Below are 15,407 nucleotides of genomic sequence, written 5' to 3'. Positions count from 1 at the left end.
TTAGATTGAAAATTCGTTTGTTTCTTCTTTGGTTAGGGAACAAGTACGAGTCTGTCCTTGTCGATTGTATAATTTATGCCGGCGAACCGTAATATCTTCAGCACTTCCTCAAAGGACTCTTTTTTGCTGATTTTTCCGCTAAGCACTTTATTTTTATAGACGGGTGACAGGCTATAGGTAAAATTGTACCAACGGGCCAGATCAGCCAAAATCTCCGGAAGAGGTGTCTGGTCAAATTCAAAGTAACCATCTTTCCAGTTGGCAGCATCCTGCTGTTTGTTTTCTTGCTGCAGCTGGAAGTCCCCATTCAGCACATTCAGCTGGATGCTCTGTCCGGGGAGCAGAATCTCCTGCAGGCCGGCATTGCTGACCCGTATTTTTCCTTCGTCGAGCTGCGTGGTCAAGAGCTGACTATCATGGGGATACAACTTGACATTGAAAGCTGTCCCCATAGCTTCAATGCTTGTCTTGCCTACATGAACAATAAAGGGTTTCGCTTTATTTTTAGCCACTTTAAAGTAGGCTTCACCCTCCAAGAATACCGAGCGCTCCTGTAGATTGTATCCCGGTCCGATTTCCAGCTTACTGTCTGCATTTAACCACACTGTCGTACCATCCGGAAGTTCCATCTTGAATTCTTGCCCCTTCTTGGTCTTGATTGCCACTTGATCCCCCTTGCGCTGCTCCATCAATGCCGGGCTGAACAGCTTCTTTTCGTCCAGGCGGACCACTTCATTTCCGATCAGCAGATCGGCCTGGAATTGACCGACACTAAAAGGCAGTGGCTCTGGGGATCGCTGGCGCCCAGAAAAGAAATACATCGCTGCTCCGGCCATCAAAAAGAATACAATACTGGCTGCGACCTTCAGGTAGGCTCTCCTATGGCGATTGGCTCGCAATTCGGGCCCAAAAATATGTTGTTGGAAATAGCGATCTTCGGCAGCCAGATCAAGTTCCGGAATATCATTTGCGTTATTTGTCTTGCTAAGCTGATTGTACCAACTCTCGACAAACGCAATTTCCTCGGCGCTGCACATACCCTGCTGATACTTCTGCAGCAATTGTTTCGATAATCGTTGTTTCATAGGTTCTATCCTGTTTACAGTTTAGAAGACAGGATAGCGCCCGCTTAGTGGTAGAAAAAAATGAAAATAGTTCGTATTTTTTTTCTTAAAACTGTCAGCGCATTGTATATCTGCTTTTTGACAGTCTGCTCGGAGATATCAAGTTCCTCGGCGATCTCCCGATAGCTTCGTTGTTCGAAGCGGCTTTTTTTGAAGATCAGCGCCATTTTGCGCGGCAGCTTTTCAATCGCTTGATCGATCTGCTCGGCTAATTCTTTCTCCCGCAGCAACTCGTCGGGCATCATTTCAAGGGCTGGGGCAGCATGCTCCAGGTAATGTTCATATTTACGTCCCACATCTTGGCTTGCAATGCGGTTGATCACCAGATTACGGGCCGAACGAAAGAGATAAGCCTGATACGAATGCTCGATTTCCAGCCGCTCCATACGGTCCCAGAGATTTGCGAATATTTCCTGTACAATATCACGGGCCTCGTCCTGATCATTTAACATCCGGAAGACATGTACATACAACTTCACCCAATTTTCTTCGTAAAGCTGGGTAAACAATTGTCTGACATGTGCTTCATTCATTCTGATGGTTTAGTTATTGTTGATCACTCAAAATTAGGCTTTATTTTTAGGAAAGTCAATTTATGATGGATTTCTAATGAAACCTGTAAAATAATGCAGATACAGATCGACTTTAGTTACATTTAATTTATTTTGCGATCAGCTTCACGATGGATAGACCGATCGCTGAACCTGCTAATTTTAGGCCCGGATCCATTAAAGAAGGTATATTTTCGTTCAATTGTGAGGATGTTGACAAGGCCATCAACTAAACTAAGCAAACCCTATTTCCTTTTTTTTCGTATATTATCTCAATATGAAAATAGTAGACATCACAAAAGACACTTTAATCAGTGCTCAGAAAGAAGGATTTACAGTATTAATCACCAAATTTAATTCAGATCCGTTAAACCCAACCTGGGTTGTCGATAAGGTTGAAAACGACAAAATAGAATCTAGCAAAAAAATGCTGAGCGAAAACTACCAACTATGCTATTCCATTAAAGAAGCTATTAGGACGATCGATAGCCGCCCCTTTATCGGAAAATTACAGCTGAGCCATTAATATCGTTTGATCAATTTATAATTCAATACGCAATCGGAAGAATGTGTTGTTTCACTAACCTGTTAGAAGGATGCAGCACAACTGGATGATTACGGTAAAATACACGCGCGAGGAAAGGCAGCCAGAGGAGGCTGCCTTTTCCAGTCTCTGGTGACCATTGAAAGAGGCCGGTCACGCTATACCGCCAGTTTAACTCTTGGCTTATTGCGTTAAATAACTGCGGGGGCTAGATTAGCCCCCGCTTTGTTATTTATGGGCGCTTACCCGATTTCTCGAGCTCTTTGACAAAATCCCGCCCCCAATAATGGATATCGTAGTGCTCAATATGCTCATACAGCCTACGCGCTCTGACCTGAGCCTCTCCGGGTTCCATGACCAATGCTTTCAACAGCGCATCTTTCATGCTCTTGCGGTCATAGGGATTGGTCAATATAGCATAGGGCAACTCAACCGAAGCACCTGCAAATTCCGAAAGCACAAGGACCCCAGCAGTTTCCAGTAGTCCATGCGTTGCAATATATTCCTTGGCGACCAGATTCAGCCCGTCACGCAAAGGCGTAATCCAAGCAATATCGCTCAACGCATAGTGCTTGACCACTTCCTCAAAGGGCAGTGCCCTGTAAAAATATTGGATCGGGGTCCAGTTCATCGTCGCATATTTACCATTGATCTCACCCACGGCCTGATTCACCTGGTCGCGTATTTCATCATAGATCGTCATCCCTTGCGATGGCGGTGTACAGACATTGACCAGTTCAATCTTGCCCCTAAATTCCGGATACTCGGCAAGAAATTCGCCAAAAGCCTGAATTTTTTCCAATGGTCCTTTGACATAATCCAGGCGCTCGATGGATATGATACGCGTTATTCCCGATTCAGCTTTGCGCTCTTTGAGCGTATGGATCTCCGCTTTCACGTTATCATCCGTCAAAATCTGTTCGATATGATCCCTGTTGACACCCACCGGCTGTGCCCCCAGCCTGATCTGCCGCCCGTCCACCTCAATGATCTTGGTCATCTGATCGACACCGAGCGCACAACTATAGGTCAGAAACTGATTGGCGACATCTACTTTTTTGACCACTTTAAACGGCGTATGACTGCGGATCACATCCACAAAATTCTCCACATAACGTGGGATATGAAAACTGACAAAATCACAGAGCAGCAGGCTGCCGATGATCTCCTTGCGCCAGGGAATAATATTAAAAATATCTGCTGCCGGAAATGCCGTATGGTGAAAAAAGCCAATTTTCAGATCGGGACGCATGGTCTTTAAAAAAGAAGGTACCATCCACAGATTATACTCATGGATCCAGACCAGCGCCTCCTCGTCGGCCTCGCGAGCGATCCGCTCGGCAAAGCGCTTGTTGATCATCAGGTAATGGTCCCAGTCCTCGTGGTTGAACTTTGCCCGGTCCACAAAGGAAAAGATCGTCGGCCAGAACGCCTCCTTGGAGAATACACGATAAAACTTATCGATATCCTCTTTTGACAGCGATATGGTGGAAGCGACTAGATTAGGGTACCGGCTTTCATCCACCAGCTGATTTGGAACCGGCTGCCCATCCTGCTGGATGACTTCCTCCCCGATCCAGAGACCGGATCGTCCTTTTTCAAATAAGCCCAGCAGCGAGGGAATAATGCCATTTGGGCTTTTGGGTGCTACCCGCACCGTCTTACCATTGACCGATTCCTTTTCAAAAGGCAGCCGATGGTAGACCATCACCAGCTGATCGGATTTTTTGGACTTTCTTTTTTGAGGCACTAATTTTTGTTCTCCACGAATCAACTGCTGAAACGGGCGGTATTTGCCCATATATTCCAGTATACCGCCCGCCCCGGCAGCTTCTGCGCTGTACGCTGTATCCAATTGATCAATGGCCTGCAGCAAGCCCGGTTCGGACTTTCCGACCGCAACACCCCGAAAACCGATCTGAAATAAAGCCAGGTCATTAAGGGTATCACCGGCCACCATCACATCATCCGGATCGACGGCCAAAAATTCAACCAGCTTCTTTAATGTTGTCCCCTTATTGACACCTCTGGGGAGCAAGTCCAGGTATTTATCGGCTGAAGTAATAATATCACAGTCATACCTATCAGCCACCTGCTGCACCAGACTATGGTCAACCCCGGCTTCATAATAAAATGAACTGCGGCGCTGCTGCGGTACATGTTGGTAATTCAACTGCGGTATTTCCTCCAGCGCTGCCCGGATTGCATAAGTCTGCGGCCATTTTTCCTCAATCTCACTCTGCAGCGGCTCAATCGCTTCCAGGCTATGGCCGTTAACGACCGTGGCGCCTACATCCGCTATAATGAAGTCCGGCACCGGAATGAGCGGATCGCTCAGTAGCGGCAATACCGACTCCAGTCCTCGTCCGGTTACAAAAACCAGCTGCATATTCGGGCTGGCCTTGATCAGTCTATATAATCTGAGGCGGTCTTCCATCTTTCCACCTAAAAAAGTTCCGTCTAAATCTGTTGCTAATAGCATATTATCTTATATTCCTTTCTAAAAGTTTAAATTCATCAATTGCAGCCATATGGTTGTATAGCACACGGTAGGCTGTCTGTAACAAGGGTAAATTGAGTCCAAGGCTCGTGACCGTCGCCATCAGCCCCTTGGTTGCAAAATATCCTTCGGCAACCATACCCATAAGTTGGCGGGCCTCGAAAACCGAATATCCCTGGCCAAGGTATTTACCAAAAGTCCGGTTGCGGCTATGTGCGGAGTAACCCGTCACCAATAAGTCGCCCAAATAGGTAGAGCTGCCCAGCCGGACATCGGGCGCACCAACAGCACGAAGCAGTAGCCCCAGTTCGTCAATGGCATTAGCGACTAGCACCGCCATAAAATTGTCACCATAATGCAGTCCTTCGGCCATGCCACAGACAATACCGACCACATTTTTGTAAATGGCTGCGTACTCCACGCCCAGTATGTCGGGACTATAATTCACCTGCATATAGCTTGAAGCGAAGCCCTTGGCAATCTTACTGATAAAGGTTTCATTCGGACCACACAGGGTCATATAGGTTTTCTTGTTCCGCGCGATTTCTTCGGCATGGCAAGGCCCTGCAATGATCGCCTGCTGAAAATCATTCAGCTCAAAATACCGGGCGAGGTAAGCACTTGGGAGAAGATTGTCAGGGCCGACGGTCCCTTTGATGGCAGTGATGACAAATTTTTCAGCAAGGTCCTCTTTGGGGATTGCGGCGCAAACACTGTCCAGATGCGCACTGGGCACGACGAAAAGAATTACTTTCGATCGGGCCACGATCTCGTCCAGCTGATCGGACGCATAAATTTTTGTGTTGTCAAGTTTTAAAAACGATAGGTAGTCAGGGTTAATAGCATCCTGGTTTATCGCGCGCACCTGCTCGGAACGCCGCATGTACCAGTTGGTATAAATGCTATTTTCTGTCAAAATTTTAACCAGGGCCGTGGCCCAACTCCCACCACCTATCACACTAATCTCATTCAAATCGTTGGGGGTTTTTAAGACGCGAAACAGAAAATTTTCGCTATCGGGTTATCTATTAATTTACAAAAATAAATAAAAATTAATCAATAAGCAAACTTTAAGCGTAAAAATAGGTGTAAAGGGGTATTTTTCACCTCAAAACCCGTTTTTATATTTCTCCGTAAATTTGTCTGTTCATATGAAAAATTTAGACATGCTTAACTTCAGTGAACAACCAACAAGTTCAATTTATCAGTACATTTTCGATCTCTTTGCCAAATTAGGTTTACCCGATCAGCAGGCACATATTGTTACGGCCGCTGGATTACTTTTCGCTTTCGCGGTGCTGCTCTATGCATTTGATTACATCATGCGCAAGATCTTTTATTCCGCATTGAACAGGATTGCCCGGCGCACCTCAACCAAATGGGACGATTTTCTTTTGGAAAACAAGGTGCATGTACGCGTGAGCCGCACTATACTCGTGCTGCTCACACGGCAGCTACTTCCAATGATCTTCCTTGGTTTTCCGGTGCTTACCGCTGCCCTTGTCAAGTTGCTGGATATCGTAGTGTTGCTGACCATCTATCATCTGGTCAATAGCCTGTTAAAAACCTGCCGCGATATTTTTCGCAGTTCCAATGCGTTCAAAGACAAGCCCATCGACAGCTACCTGCAGGTGGTACAGATCTTTTTGATTTTTGTAATCGGCACGCTGGCCGTTTCCCTCCTGACGGGCAATTCGCCATGGTCTTTTCTGGTATCGCTGGGGGCTGCGTCCGCCATCCTCATGCTGGTATTTAAGGACACTATTCTGGGCTTTGTGGCCAGTATTCAGGTCTCGGCCAATGACTCGGTCCGCGTGGGAGACTGGATAGAAATGCCCAAATATGGTGTGGACGGCGATGTGCTACAGATCAACCTCAACAATGTGAAGATACAGAACTGGGACAAGACTATTGTCACCATACCGACCTATACCTTGCTAAGCGATTCATTCAAAAACTATCGTGGGATGCAAGAGACGGGCGGCCGTCGGATAAAACGGGCATTGAACATTAAAATGTCTTCGGTGCGCTACCTCAGTGAGGAGGAAATCACGGCATTAAAAAAGATCCGCTTGCTGACTCCCTATATCGAAAAACGGGAGCGCGAGATTGCTGATTACAATAAAACCTGGAATACTGACAGCTCCTCGCCCGTCAATGGCCGCAGGATGACCAATATCGGTCTGTTCAGGGCCTATGTACTCGCCTATGCCAAGCATAACCCCAATATCCATCAAGAATTAACCCTGTTAGTGCGCCAACTCGCACCTAGTGAATACGGCATTCCGCTGGAACTCTACATGTTTACCAAGGGTACACAATGGGCTTATTTCGAAGATACAATGGCCGATATTTTTGACCATCTATTGGCTGCCATTAAACACTTTCACCTGCAGGTATTTGAACTACCAGCATCCGACGACCTGCGATTGCTCCGTACGCAACAGGCCAGCACAGCCTAATCCGAACAAAGAAATCCAATATCTATCCGGCGCGAAGGCTTCGCCGCCGGATTTAAATCCCTAACTTTGCCTTTCTTTTTAAACAACAGCAATTTTTGATGGAACGATTACAGCTTAAACAACAGATCAAAAAAATAGAAGATGAGAAACTATCTTTCCGGGTATTTGATCTGGATGCTGAACATATACATGCCTATACAGAACCGCATCAAAAAGATCACTTTTGCATTTTAGTGATCCAGCGCGGCGACTTAAAACTACAGATCGAAGACCGGCAATACATCCTGAACAGCAGCCGGATTTCGGTTATCTTCCCCAACCAGGTCCACGCCATTCAGGCCATTTCGAAGCAGTTGGCCGGCAAAATCATCTTATTTGAAGAGGTATTATTCTGTTCGGATATTCTCAAAAACGAATTGAGTCCCTATAACATCAACCTTTCGACCCAGCTGAATAACACGGTCCTATCCGCAACGGAATTTGCCGAAAGTATACATACGATCCAGCTGATCAAAAATATCTATGAACATCCGAGTTTGGTACGCAAGGAAGAAGCACGCTTTTACATCAAGATCTTTTTGCTCAAACTTATCGAATCGGTACACGGTCAGCATCCCGTTCTGGGGAATAAGACCGCAGACCAACATCTGTATATCGAGTTCAAAAAATTACTGCATGAAAATTACAAAGAACAGCGATCGGTGCAGTATTATGCCGATCGGCTTCATATCACCCCCAAAAGGCTAAATGCCATCAGCAAAAAACACTGCGGCGATACGGCGATCAATACCATTCACAACCGGATCCTGACCGAGATCAAACGCCAGCTGATGTTTGCCGATATTACCCACAAAGAAATTGCCTTTGACCTGGGTTTCAACTCTCCGGCAGCACTAAACAAATTTGTGAAAGCAAAACTCAATGAAACACCCACCCAGCTTCAGAACGAGCTGGCTCAAATGTATAACACGTAGGCCCGTTTGTGTAATAACTGAGCCCTATGACCACCCTATCTTTGCGACATAAAATTTAAAGATAGAAAAATGAGCAAATTATTTATTGCAGGCGAAGTATTCCATGGTGCGGGAAGCCTTGAAGAACTGAAACATGTAAAGGGTAAAAAAGCTTTCATCGTGACCGGAGGAAATTCGATGCGTAAAAGCGGAACCTTGGATAGAACAATTGCTTTTTTGGAAGAAGCAGGCCTTGAAACATTCGTTTTTGAGGGAGTAGAGGAAGATCCATCCTCGGCGACAAGTTTTCGCGGTGCTGAAGCGATGCTGGCCTTTCAACCAGATTGGATCGTTGGCCTTGGTGGCTGCTCGGCTATTGATGCCGCCAAAATGATGTGGGTATTCTACGAACATCCGGATGCAGATTTCGACGCATTGGTCAAACCCTTTACGGTACCTAGCCTGAGAAACAAGGCGAAATTTATCGCTATCCCATCCACGAGTGGTACAGGTACCGAAACAACCGGCCTGGCGGTCATCACTGACCGGGAAAAAGGCGTCAAATACCCTATTGTTTCTTACGAACTGACCCCCGATATCGCTATCGTAGACGGCGAAGTCTGTGCTTCCATGCCAGCGCATATCACTGCAAATACCGGTCTGGATGCGCTGACCCACTGTGTGGAAGCCTATGTATCGAACATTGATGACAATTACGCAGATGTACTGGCCAAAGGCGGTCTAGAAATAGTTTTCAATAACTTAAGAGAAGCGGTCAGCAACCCGACAAACATCCAGGCCCGACAAAATATGCACGACGCATCCTTTATGGCTGGTCTGGCATTTAACAATGCCTGGTTAGGTATTGTTCACTCACTCTCACATCAAGTAGGCGCTTTGTACGGTATTCCCCATGGCGCTGCGAATGCGATCTTCCTACCCAATGTCATCCGTTACAATGCCAAAGTATCTACACGTTTTCCTGATTTAGCGAAGGTGATCGGCAAAGAAACCGCAGAGGAACTGGCACAGGCCATTGAAACGCTACGTGCTGAGGTCAACAATATTTCGTCCATCAAAGAATTTGGTATTTCCAAAGCAGATTGGGAGAAAAACATCGATTATATCACCAACAATGCGTTGCTAGATCCATGTACAGGATTTAACCCACGGGTTCCGGTATTGGAAGAGCTCAAGGCCATCTATAACGCTTGTTACGAAGGTGTTGTTTTTAACGGTTAACGCATGCTGAGTTGATAAGCTGAGCGCACTACAACATCGTGCGCTCAGCTTATATATACAGGAGCTACCCAGGACTGGGCTACAGCTACTCCACCGGATACAGCCTTGAAATTGAACTGATCTTTTTCTTTTTGCCTATTCTTTCGCTGTTGTGGATGATTGCTTGATTTATCCCGTTCACTTTCTTCATGTCGAACTTTTCCACCTGCCGATCATAGGTCACCAACCCATTGATTTCATGCTCCACATCTGAAGTTTGTGTAAAGATCGCACAGCTTAAACCGCTGTACAACATACGCTGTTCAATCTCATTGAGCAGGTAGACGTACGTATCCGAGAGTATATCCCTATTGATGAGGATCTCGTAAGCGTTATTTGCCACGGGCCACATATGGTCGCGCACAAAAAGACCCTTTCCTCCGAATTCGCCCAACGATGCGGCCCGATTTTCGTCCGGCTGCGGAAAGGCTTTATCTTCCATCTTTCCATAGTGGTGCCTGTCCACAAAGTCGCCATTCCCGGGGTCACCCTGCGCAGGCCGATATCCAGGTGCGTAATTATATCCCGAATTGCCGTTTACTAAGCGCGTAGGATCATATGCTTTTGTCCATTTGGTTATATCTGCTACCTCAAATGCCCCCCAGTTTTCATTGAAAGGTACCCATGTGACGATCGAGGGAACACTCAGCAGCTGATCCATCATTTGCCGCAGTTCGGTCCGAAACTGTTTACGTACCGCTACCGAATCCGTATCGTCCGGATACCACAGGTTGGGCATATCCTGCCAGACCATTAAGCCAAGCCGGTCACAGTGATAGTACCAGCGCATGGGCTCCACTTTGATATGTTTACGGATGACGTTAAACCCAGCCTTTTTCGCCAGTTCGATATCGTAGAGCAAAGCCGCTTCGGTCGGCGCCGTAAAAATGCCATCAGGCCAATAGCCTTGATCAAGCACGCCGATCTGAAATTGAAATTTGCCATTTAACAAGGTTCTATTGATGCCGTCCACCTTGCCGATACTGATTGAGCGCATCGCGAAGTAAGAGTCTACCTGATCCACTGTACGCCCCTCTTTATCTTTAAGTTCCACTTTCAGCTGATAGAGAAATGGATCATCAGGGCTCCATCGATGTGGATTGCTGATATCGAGGTAAAATGCGTTGTGATCCGTTCCTGTCGCTGTCGCCACCAGCTTGTTATCCGCATGTGCGGTGGCAACCACTGTGAGGTCTCTGCCTTGAGTGAGCGCCGTTAGCTGCAAGCGGTTATTTTTCAGCTCAGGGATCAGTTTTAGCTGGCTGATGTACTTTTGCTGTACAGGTTCTATCCAGACTGTTTGCCAGATGCCGGAGCTAAATGTATAATCCCCTTTATCGCCATTCTTTCCAGATGCTGTTTTACCATCATTTGCGTCGTAGGCTCCCACGACAAGGGTATTGTCGCCCGCCTTTAGAAAATCTGAAATATCCAGGCTAAAAGCATGGTATCCACCTATATGGTCACCTACCTTTTTACCGTTAACAAAGATCACAGCATATTGATCTACCGCACCGAAATGCAATAAAATACGTTTACCCTTCCATGCGGATGGAATGTTAAGAGCGCGTCTGTACCAGAGAAATTTCTCCCCGCTCCGGGCAATTCCGGAGAGTTCCGACTCGGGAGCAAAAGGCACACGGATGGATTCGGCTTTTTTCGGAAATGTCGGTGGAGCGCCAGCTTGACGCGGATCCGGCAGCGAACTGCCACCCATGTAATCCCATCGTCCGTTGAGATTTTGCCATTCGCTACGTTGCATTTGCGGGCGAGGATATTCCGGCAGCGGTGTCTCGGCTTTTAATGCCTCGCCCGTCCAGGGGGTGGGTAGTGTAAAATCATCTAGGGATTGCGCTTTTGCCACTTCAAGTGCTAAGCACGCCATGAGTAGGATTATCAGTCGACATTTCATTCGGTTCATCATTTCAATTCAGTTATAAGCAAAGGTTGGTTTATCACTCAAATATAAGAAAACAAGCAACTAAATCGAATTATTAATCAATAAACAGCGTAATTGGCGGAGATCCACAACCAAGGCCAGGAAACAATACTACGGCAATGAAAAAGGTCGAGACCTTTAATCCCGACCTTTCAATTAAAACTAATCCAGCCCTCCCATACTACTTAAAGTTTCTTATTCCCAGCCTTTTTATTCCAGCATCCCAGGAGCCTGCTTGTAGCAAAGCTAACGATGGTACCAAGTGCAGCAGTCAGCACCGTCTGCAACACATCTCCCAAGGAGAAGCTTGCCCAGATCGAGCATATGGTACCGCCAATCGCAGAGATACGCATATCATTGATTTTCATCGGCCTCACTCCTTTCCTCCATAGCCCTATCGCCTGGATCAGCATTGCCATCTGGCTGATCAACACTTTCAGGCGGCGGCTTATCCTCTTCCAAGACCGTTTCCAGTATTCCCAGTCCCAGCGCAATGTACTTTAATATATTCCCCGCCTTTCCCGGTAGTTTGACAGGCGCCAGCAGGACCACCTGCAGTACCTGTCCGATTTTATTTAAGATTTTTTTCATAACATATTAGTTTTATTCCGACTTCAATCCACCCAACAACAGCTTCGATAAATATGAAGGGCCAAGAATAGAAAATATAGCGTTCTCACCCATCCCCTCATCCCACTCTTTATTCGAACAATATGAGAGGACAAAGAATTCAAAGCCTAGCATTCCGACTTCAATCCACCCAACAACAGCTTCGATAAATATGAAGGGCCAAGAATAGAAAATGTAGCGTTCTGACTGTCAAGCTTTGACGGGATCTGGCGTAAATATGAATCACTGTCTGAGCGCAGCGAGTTTGATTCATATAGCCAGATAACTATAAAGATGACATCAAAGAATGCAATGATCTATTCAGGCCCTTCATTTATCGAATATTCAAATACACCTCATCCCCCATATCCCACAGGCTATACACCAGCGCTTTGAGCTTTGCCAAGGCCTTACCACTGTAATCACCAGTACCTTCACCTGTTAAGGTCGTCACCGGTGCGATACAGCCATGCAGTTCTTTCAGCGCATTGTTCGCTGCATGGATCAGTATTGCTTCACGGCCCAGCACATTGGGGATACCGATCTGTTCGCCATGTTTCGGGTAACGCCGCTTTTCCAGCCTGTACCGACCGACAGGAATACAGCTGATCCGAGGGAGGTTGCTAAGATCTGGCAATTCAATCGTATGGCAGATAGGCTCCCCCTGATAGCTGACGGTTCCATTGGTTCCCTGTGCTCCATACTTTCGTTGGAGCAGCAGGGTGTGTTGGACAGCCATGTTAGCTAATGGTCAGTTCGCCCAGGTGGAAACTCGGTGAAGTCTTGACACCATCGCGATGGCCTGTAAAGACCCAGCCTTCGAGTACATCACCCGCGTAGCTTGCCGGTAGCGTGAAACTCAGATTCGCTGCCGCCCTGGTCGAAGACTCCAGGATACTGAAGAAATTCTTGTTCTTGTTGTACATCAACAGGATGACCGAATCATCAGCAAAGGAGTTGTATTTGTTGAGCTCGGGTGCCCAGGTCAGCGCGATCTCCTGCGGAAAAGGTTCTGACCATTCGGGCGCCATCAGATTGGACAATGAGCCTTTGGCAATAACGATCTTTGAATAATCGATTTCCAGTGTTGGGTAAGTACCTGTCACGCCGCCATTGTTCATCAGATATTGCAGCGCCTTGTTATAACCCGTTGCTTTGCCCTGCAGCTTGTCCGAATAGCCCAGGTTGAGCAGATCCATGATCGGCGACAGAAAGGCTACCGCCATTGCAAATTTAGCCCGTTGGGCAATCTGTCCTTCACTTGCTTTTTTGTTTGAGATCTTGGAGAGTGAGCGTACATAATCCACTCCTCGCCAACTGCTTCCTATTACACTTCCCACTTTCCCAGAGTAGGCCCCGTGTATACCTTTTAAGAATCTTGCCATGATTATACATGTTTGATTTATAAATAATTACGACTGTCATGAGCAGTCTTTATTTTGCTAGCAAGAGCTAAATTAAGGGGACTTTTGGCCTTAAACGAAGAAGTACAGGGATTGATTTTATATGATTGGGAGCACTGTCATTGCCTGTCAGATTACAGCAATAGATTGAGAGTTTGATAGGAGATTGGCGCAGCCATTCAGGGAATTTGGCATTAGGAAAGACCTGGAATTTACCATCCCACGAGGTCGGTGGCCCGGCTACTATTGGGGTAATTATTGGCTACCCTTCGGGCCCTGCTCGACTCGGGGTGCAGACAGGTTCGGCTCCGCCTCGGCTGCTGTTCGGGTACTGTTCGGCTGGAAGTCGAAGCCGAGCCGAAGAGCTCCCGAAGCCCACCCGAAGGAGACCCGAGCATGGGCCGAAGCTGTCCCGAAGCGGAGCCAAACGAGAGCCGAAGCGCTCTCGAAGGCGAGCTGGATATCGGCAGGAATGTGCCGGTAAATCCAGCACATAACCCTGCGATTGAAAAAATAAAAATATATTTTATAAACCTGCATTGGCAAAATGCCCAATACTAAAAAGGGAGCCGAATGGCTCCCCCTAGAAAACAAGTCAAATCCGCCCCTTCCGCCTACTCTCTTCAAGCTGCTGGTGCAGGTCTGATGGGTAGTAATAATGCCGTTTGCCGAGCTTCCTCGGACGGAGCTTTCCCTCGCGGACCAGCCGATAATACTTTGATTCAGAAATACCCAATTTATCGAGTACATGAGCGATATCAAGCATATGTTCCAATTCGGCAGGTATCTCCACTGTTCCTGCCGGAACTTTATTCATTTCCTCTGTTATATACTTCAAGATCGCTTGCAGCAAAGAAGATATGACCTCCAAAAGGTCACATATGCGGTTCATTAAATTTAACATAACCATGCAATTAGACATGCTGGTCGCCGAAACGAGCCGCTTCGCACAATGGGCATTGTGCAGGGGCCCCATCACCACAGCGTTAAACAATACATCCATTTTAAGCCAGATTAAACTCTTCCTCCAATTTTGTTTCATCCAGCGATTTTAATATTCCCCAAAAATCTTTTAAGTTTTTGCTGAGGTCACGGGAGGGCGTGATCAACCTTTTGAGTTTGTCCTCCGGCAACCATCGTTCTAGTTTCTCCTTTATCTCAGCATTGAGTTCCAACTTATTAGGCCGGTTTACCGGCACCCGAAAATACAACATATTGACATACACCCGCGCCCGTATTTTTACCAGCCAGGGATTTTCCTGAAGCTCTTTGGTGGTCACGTCTATCCGGCAGAATTTGCCATCATGCATATACACATCCGCCGTACGCTGTTCTTTATAGATGATCACAGCGTGCAGGCATTTTATCGTATTACTATCTATCAGCGCTTCACCCTCCCATTTGCGCAAGAGGTATACCATCAGTGCCAGGCGATCCCGATCGCGCTGCCATAGACTGAGCAGCGTAGCCTGGGATTCTGCTTTTGTCAAAGACGAGAGATCCATCTCTGTCGTCTGGACATTATCCCAAGAGAGCTGCCTTGGGCTCTTTTCCAGCTGAACATTCGCATGCTCACAGGCATCTTGATTTTCACAAGTTCCGGTTCCAATCTCTAATAAAAGTGGCGCTGGATGTCCATCGAGCTGAGGTTTCGACTCCGTTAGATGAATCGTCACCCGACCAAAAGATTGCCAGTCCAGCAATACCCATTTTGGAAACCGATGCACAAACAGTATATACGCGGCCACGATCGGAAAGAAAAACCAAAAATCAGTCGTCAGATACCATCGCGAAAGCAAGATTAATCCCGGCCTGTCAGGTAGCAATACTTCCAGTACAACCCCGTGAATAGCGAGGACAACACAGGATGAGCAGAGCAGATAAATCATAAAATTCAGCTTGGCATTCCTACTGAACCGCTGCCGAGCCACCAAGGCTGTATGCATATAGCTGATCAGCATAGCGTAGAACAGCAGAAGCAAAACCGTACCGATCCATACAGCCATAAAGCGCTTGTTTTGGACACGGTCCACCAGCTTGC

15 protein-coding genes are annotated in these 15,407 nt (G+C 46.8%); 4 read left to right on the top strand and 11 right to left on the bottom strand.

The annotated features are described in order from the left end of the window. Positions 1–32: 32 nt before the first annotated feature. Both LC454_RS14025 and LC454_RS14020 read right to left on the bottom strand, forming a co-directional pair. A complete protein-coding gene (locus LC454_RS14025) occupies positions 33–1,085 on the bottom strand; it encodes a FecR family protein (protein ID WP_223583122.1) in 1,053 nt (350 codons plus the stop codon). 44 nt (positions 1,086–1,129) lie between these two features. After that, the gene (locus tag LC454_RS14020) at positions 1,130–1,657 is read right to left on the bottom strand and encodes an RNA polymerase sigma-70 factor (protein ID WP_223583121.1); all 528 of its coding nucleotides are present in this window, start codon (positions 1,655–1,657) and stop codon (positions 1,130–1,132) included. Between the two features lie 295 nt (positions 1,658–1,952). Between LC454_RS14020 and LC454_RS14015 the strand changes: the two genes are divergently transcribed. Further along, positions 1,953–2,201, top strand: coding sequence for a hypothetical protein (locus LC454_RS14015; RefSeq protein WP_223583120.1), 249 nt, complete (start codon positions 1,953–1,955; stop codon positions 2,199–2,201). Positions 2,202–2,451: 250 nt separating this feature from the next. Here LC454_RS14015 and ggpS read toward each other — a convergent pair whose 3' ends face one another. Together ggpS and LC454_RS14005 are read right to left on the bottom strand one after the other, a co-directional pair. Next, the gene (gene ggpS / locus LC454_RS14010) at positions 2,452–4,701 is read right to left on the bottom strand and encodes a glucosylglycerol-phosphate synthase (protein ID WP_223583119.1); all 2,250 of its coding nucleotides are present in this window, start codon (positions 4,699–4,701) and stop codon (positions 2,452–2,454) included. 1 nt (position 4,702) lies between these two features. Beyond that, the gene (locus tag LC454_RS14005) at positions 4,703–5,692 is read right to left on the bottom strand and encodes an NAD(P)H-dependent glycerol-3-phosphate dehydrogenase (protein ID WP_223583118.1); all 990 of its coding nucleotides are present in this window, start codon (positions 5,690–5,692) and stop codon (positions 4,703–4,705) included. Between the two features lie 178 nt (positions 5,693–5,870). Between LC454_RS14005 and LC454_RS14000 the strand changes: the two genes are divergently transcribed. The 3 genes from LC454_RS14000 (at position 5,871) to LC454_RS13990 (ending at position 9,376) form a co-directional block, all read left to right on the top strand. After that, positions 5,871–7,181: a mechanosensitive ion channel family protein gene (locus LC454_RS14000; protein WP_223583117.1), complete on the top strand. Its 1,311-nt coding sequence runs from the start codon at positions 5,871–5,873 to the stop codon at positions 7,179–7,181. Positions 7,182–7,279: 98 nt separating this feature from the next. After that, positions 7,280–8,155 carry an AraC family transcriptional regulator gene (locus LC454_RS13995; RefSeq protein WP_223583116.1) on the top strand — a complete coding sequence of 292 codons (876 nt, stop codon included), beginning with the start codon at positions 7,280–7,282 and terminating at the stop codon, positions 8,153–8,155. Positions 8,156–8,224: 69 nt separating this feature from the next. Further along, on the top strand, positions 8,225–9,376 hold the full coding sequence (locus LC454_RS13990; RefSeq protein WP_223583115.1) for an iron-containing alcohol dehydrogenase: 1,152 nt from the start codon (positions 8,225–8,227) through the stop codon (positions 9,374–9,376). Between the two features lie 85 nt (positions 9,377–9,461). Here the strand turns inward: LC454_RS13990 and LC454_RS13985 are convergent, their stop codons facing one another. The 7 genes from LC454_RS13985 to LC454_RS13955 form a co-directional block, all read right to left on the bottom strand. After that, a complete protein-coding gene (locus LC454_RS13985) occupies positions 9,462–11,300 on the bottom strand; it encodes a glycoside hydrolase family 2 protein (protein WP_223583114.1) in 1,839 nt (612 codons plus the stop codon). A gap of 239 nt (positions 11,301–11,539) precedes the next feature. Next, the gene (locus tag LC454_RS13980) at positions 11,540–11,722 is read right to left on the bottom strand and encodes a hypothetical protein (RefSeq protein ID WP_223583113.1); all 183 of its coding nucleotides are present in this window, start codon (positions 11,720–11,722) and stop codon (positions 11,540–11,542) included. Further along, positions 11,709–11,945 carry a hypothetical protein gene (locus LC454_RS13975; RefSeq protein ID WP_223583112.1) on the bottom strand — a complete coding sequence of 79 codons (237 nt, stop codon included), beginning with the start codon at positions 11,943–11,945 and terminating at the stop codon, positions 11,709–11,711. Before LC454_RS13975 ends, LC454_RS13980 begins: the two co-directional genes overlap by 14 nt. Positions 11,946–12,297: 352 nt before the next feature. Next, on the bottom strand, positions 12,298–12,702 hold the full coding sequence (locus LC454_RS13970; RefSeq protein ID WP_223583111.1) for a DUF5675 family protein: 405 nt from the start codon (positions 12,700–12,702) through the stop codon (positions 12,298–12,300). A gap of 1 nt (position 12,703) precedes the next feature. Then, entirely contained in the window at positions 12,704–13,348 is a 645-nt protein-coding gene (locus tag LC454_RS13965; RefSeq protein WP_223583110.1) for a DUF6266 family protein, read from the bottom strand. Between the two features lie 613 nt (positions 13,349–13,961). Next, on the bottom strand, positions 13,962–14,408 hold the full coding sequence (locus LC454_RS13960; RefSeq protein WP_223583109.1) for a helix-turn-helix domain-containing protein: 447 nt from the start codon (positions 14,406–14,408) through the stop codon (positions 13,962–13,964). Continuing rightward, on the bottom strand, positions 14,371–15,372 hold the full coding sequence (locus LC454_RS13955; RefSeq protein ID WP_223583108.1) for a hypothetical protein: 1,002 nt from the start codon (positions 15,370–15,372) through the stop codon (positions 14,371–14,373). The genes LC454_RS13960 and LC454_RS13955 overlap by 38 nt, the downstream gene beginning before the upstream one ends. Positions 15,373–15,407 lie beyond the last annotated feature (35 nt).

Origin of the sequence: Sphingobacterium sp. GVS05A (genome assembly GCF_019969845.1) — a bacterium.
In the GTDB taxonomy this organism is placed as follows: domain Bacteria; phylum Bacteroidota; class Bacteroidia; order Sphingobacteriales; family Sphingobacteriaceae; genus Sphingobacterium.
The sequence above is the reverse complement of the archived record's forward strand: the minus strand, read 5'-3'. Positions and strand labels throughout refer to the sequence as shown.

Coding starts and splice junctions, on each gene's coding strand:
- LC454_RS14025 (WP_223583122.1), bottom strand. CDS start 1,085: ATGAAACAACGATTATCGAAACAATTGCTGCAGAAGTATCAGCAGGGT.
- LC454_RS14020 (WP_223583121.1), bottom strand. CDS start 1,657: ATGAATGAAGCACATGTCAGACAATTGTTTACCCAGCTTTACGAAGAA.
- LC454_RS14015 (WP_223583120.1), top strand. CDS start 1,953: ATGAAAATAGTAGACATCACAAAAGACACTTTAATCAGTGCTCAGAAA.
- ggpS (WP_223583119.1), bottom strand. CDS start 4,701: ATGCTATTAGCAACAGATTTAGACGGAACTTTTTTAGGTGGAAAGATG.
- LC454_RS14000 (WP_223583117.1), top strand. CDS start 5,871: ATGAAAAATTTAGACATGCTTAACTTCAGTGAACAACCAACAAGTTCA.
- LC454_RS13995 (WP_223583116.1), top strand. CDS start 7,280: ATGGAACGATTACAGCTTAAACAACAGATCAAAAAAATAGAAGATGAG.
- LC454_RS13990 (WP_223583115.1), top strand. CDS start 8,225: ATGAGCAAATTATTTATTGCAGGCGAAGTATTCCATGGTGCGGGAAGC.
- LC454_RS13985 (WP_223583114.1), bottom strand. CDS start 11,300: ATGGCGTGCTTAGCACTTGAAGTGGCAAAAGCGCAATCCCTAGATGAT.
- LC454_RS13980 (WP_223583113.1), bottom strand. CDS start 11,722: ATGAAAATCAATGATATGCGTATCTCTGCGATTGGCGGTACCATATGC.
- LC454_RS13975 (WP_223583112.1), bottom strand. CDS start 11,945: ATGAAAAAAATCTTAAATAAAATCGGACAGGTACTGCAGGTGGTCCTG.
- LC454_RS13970 (WP_223583111.1), bottom strand. CDS start 12,702: ATGGCTGTCCAACACACCCTGCTGCTCCAACGAAAGTATGGAGCACAG.
- LC454_RS13965 (WP_223583110.1), bottom strand. CDS start 13,348: ATGGCAAGATTCTTAAAAGGTATACACGGGGCCTACTCTGGGAAAGTG.
- LC454_RS13960 (WP_223583109.1), bottom strand. CDS start 14,408: ATGAAACAAAATTGGAGGAAGAGTTTAATCTGGCTTAAAATGGATGTA.
- LC454_RS13955 (WP_223583108.1), bottom strand. CDS start 15,372: ATGGCTGTATGGATCGGTACGGTTTTGCTTCTGCTGTTCTACGCTATG.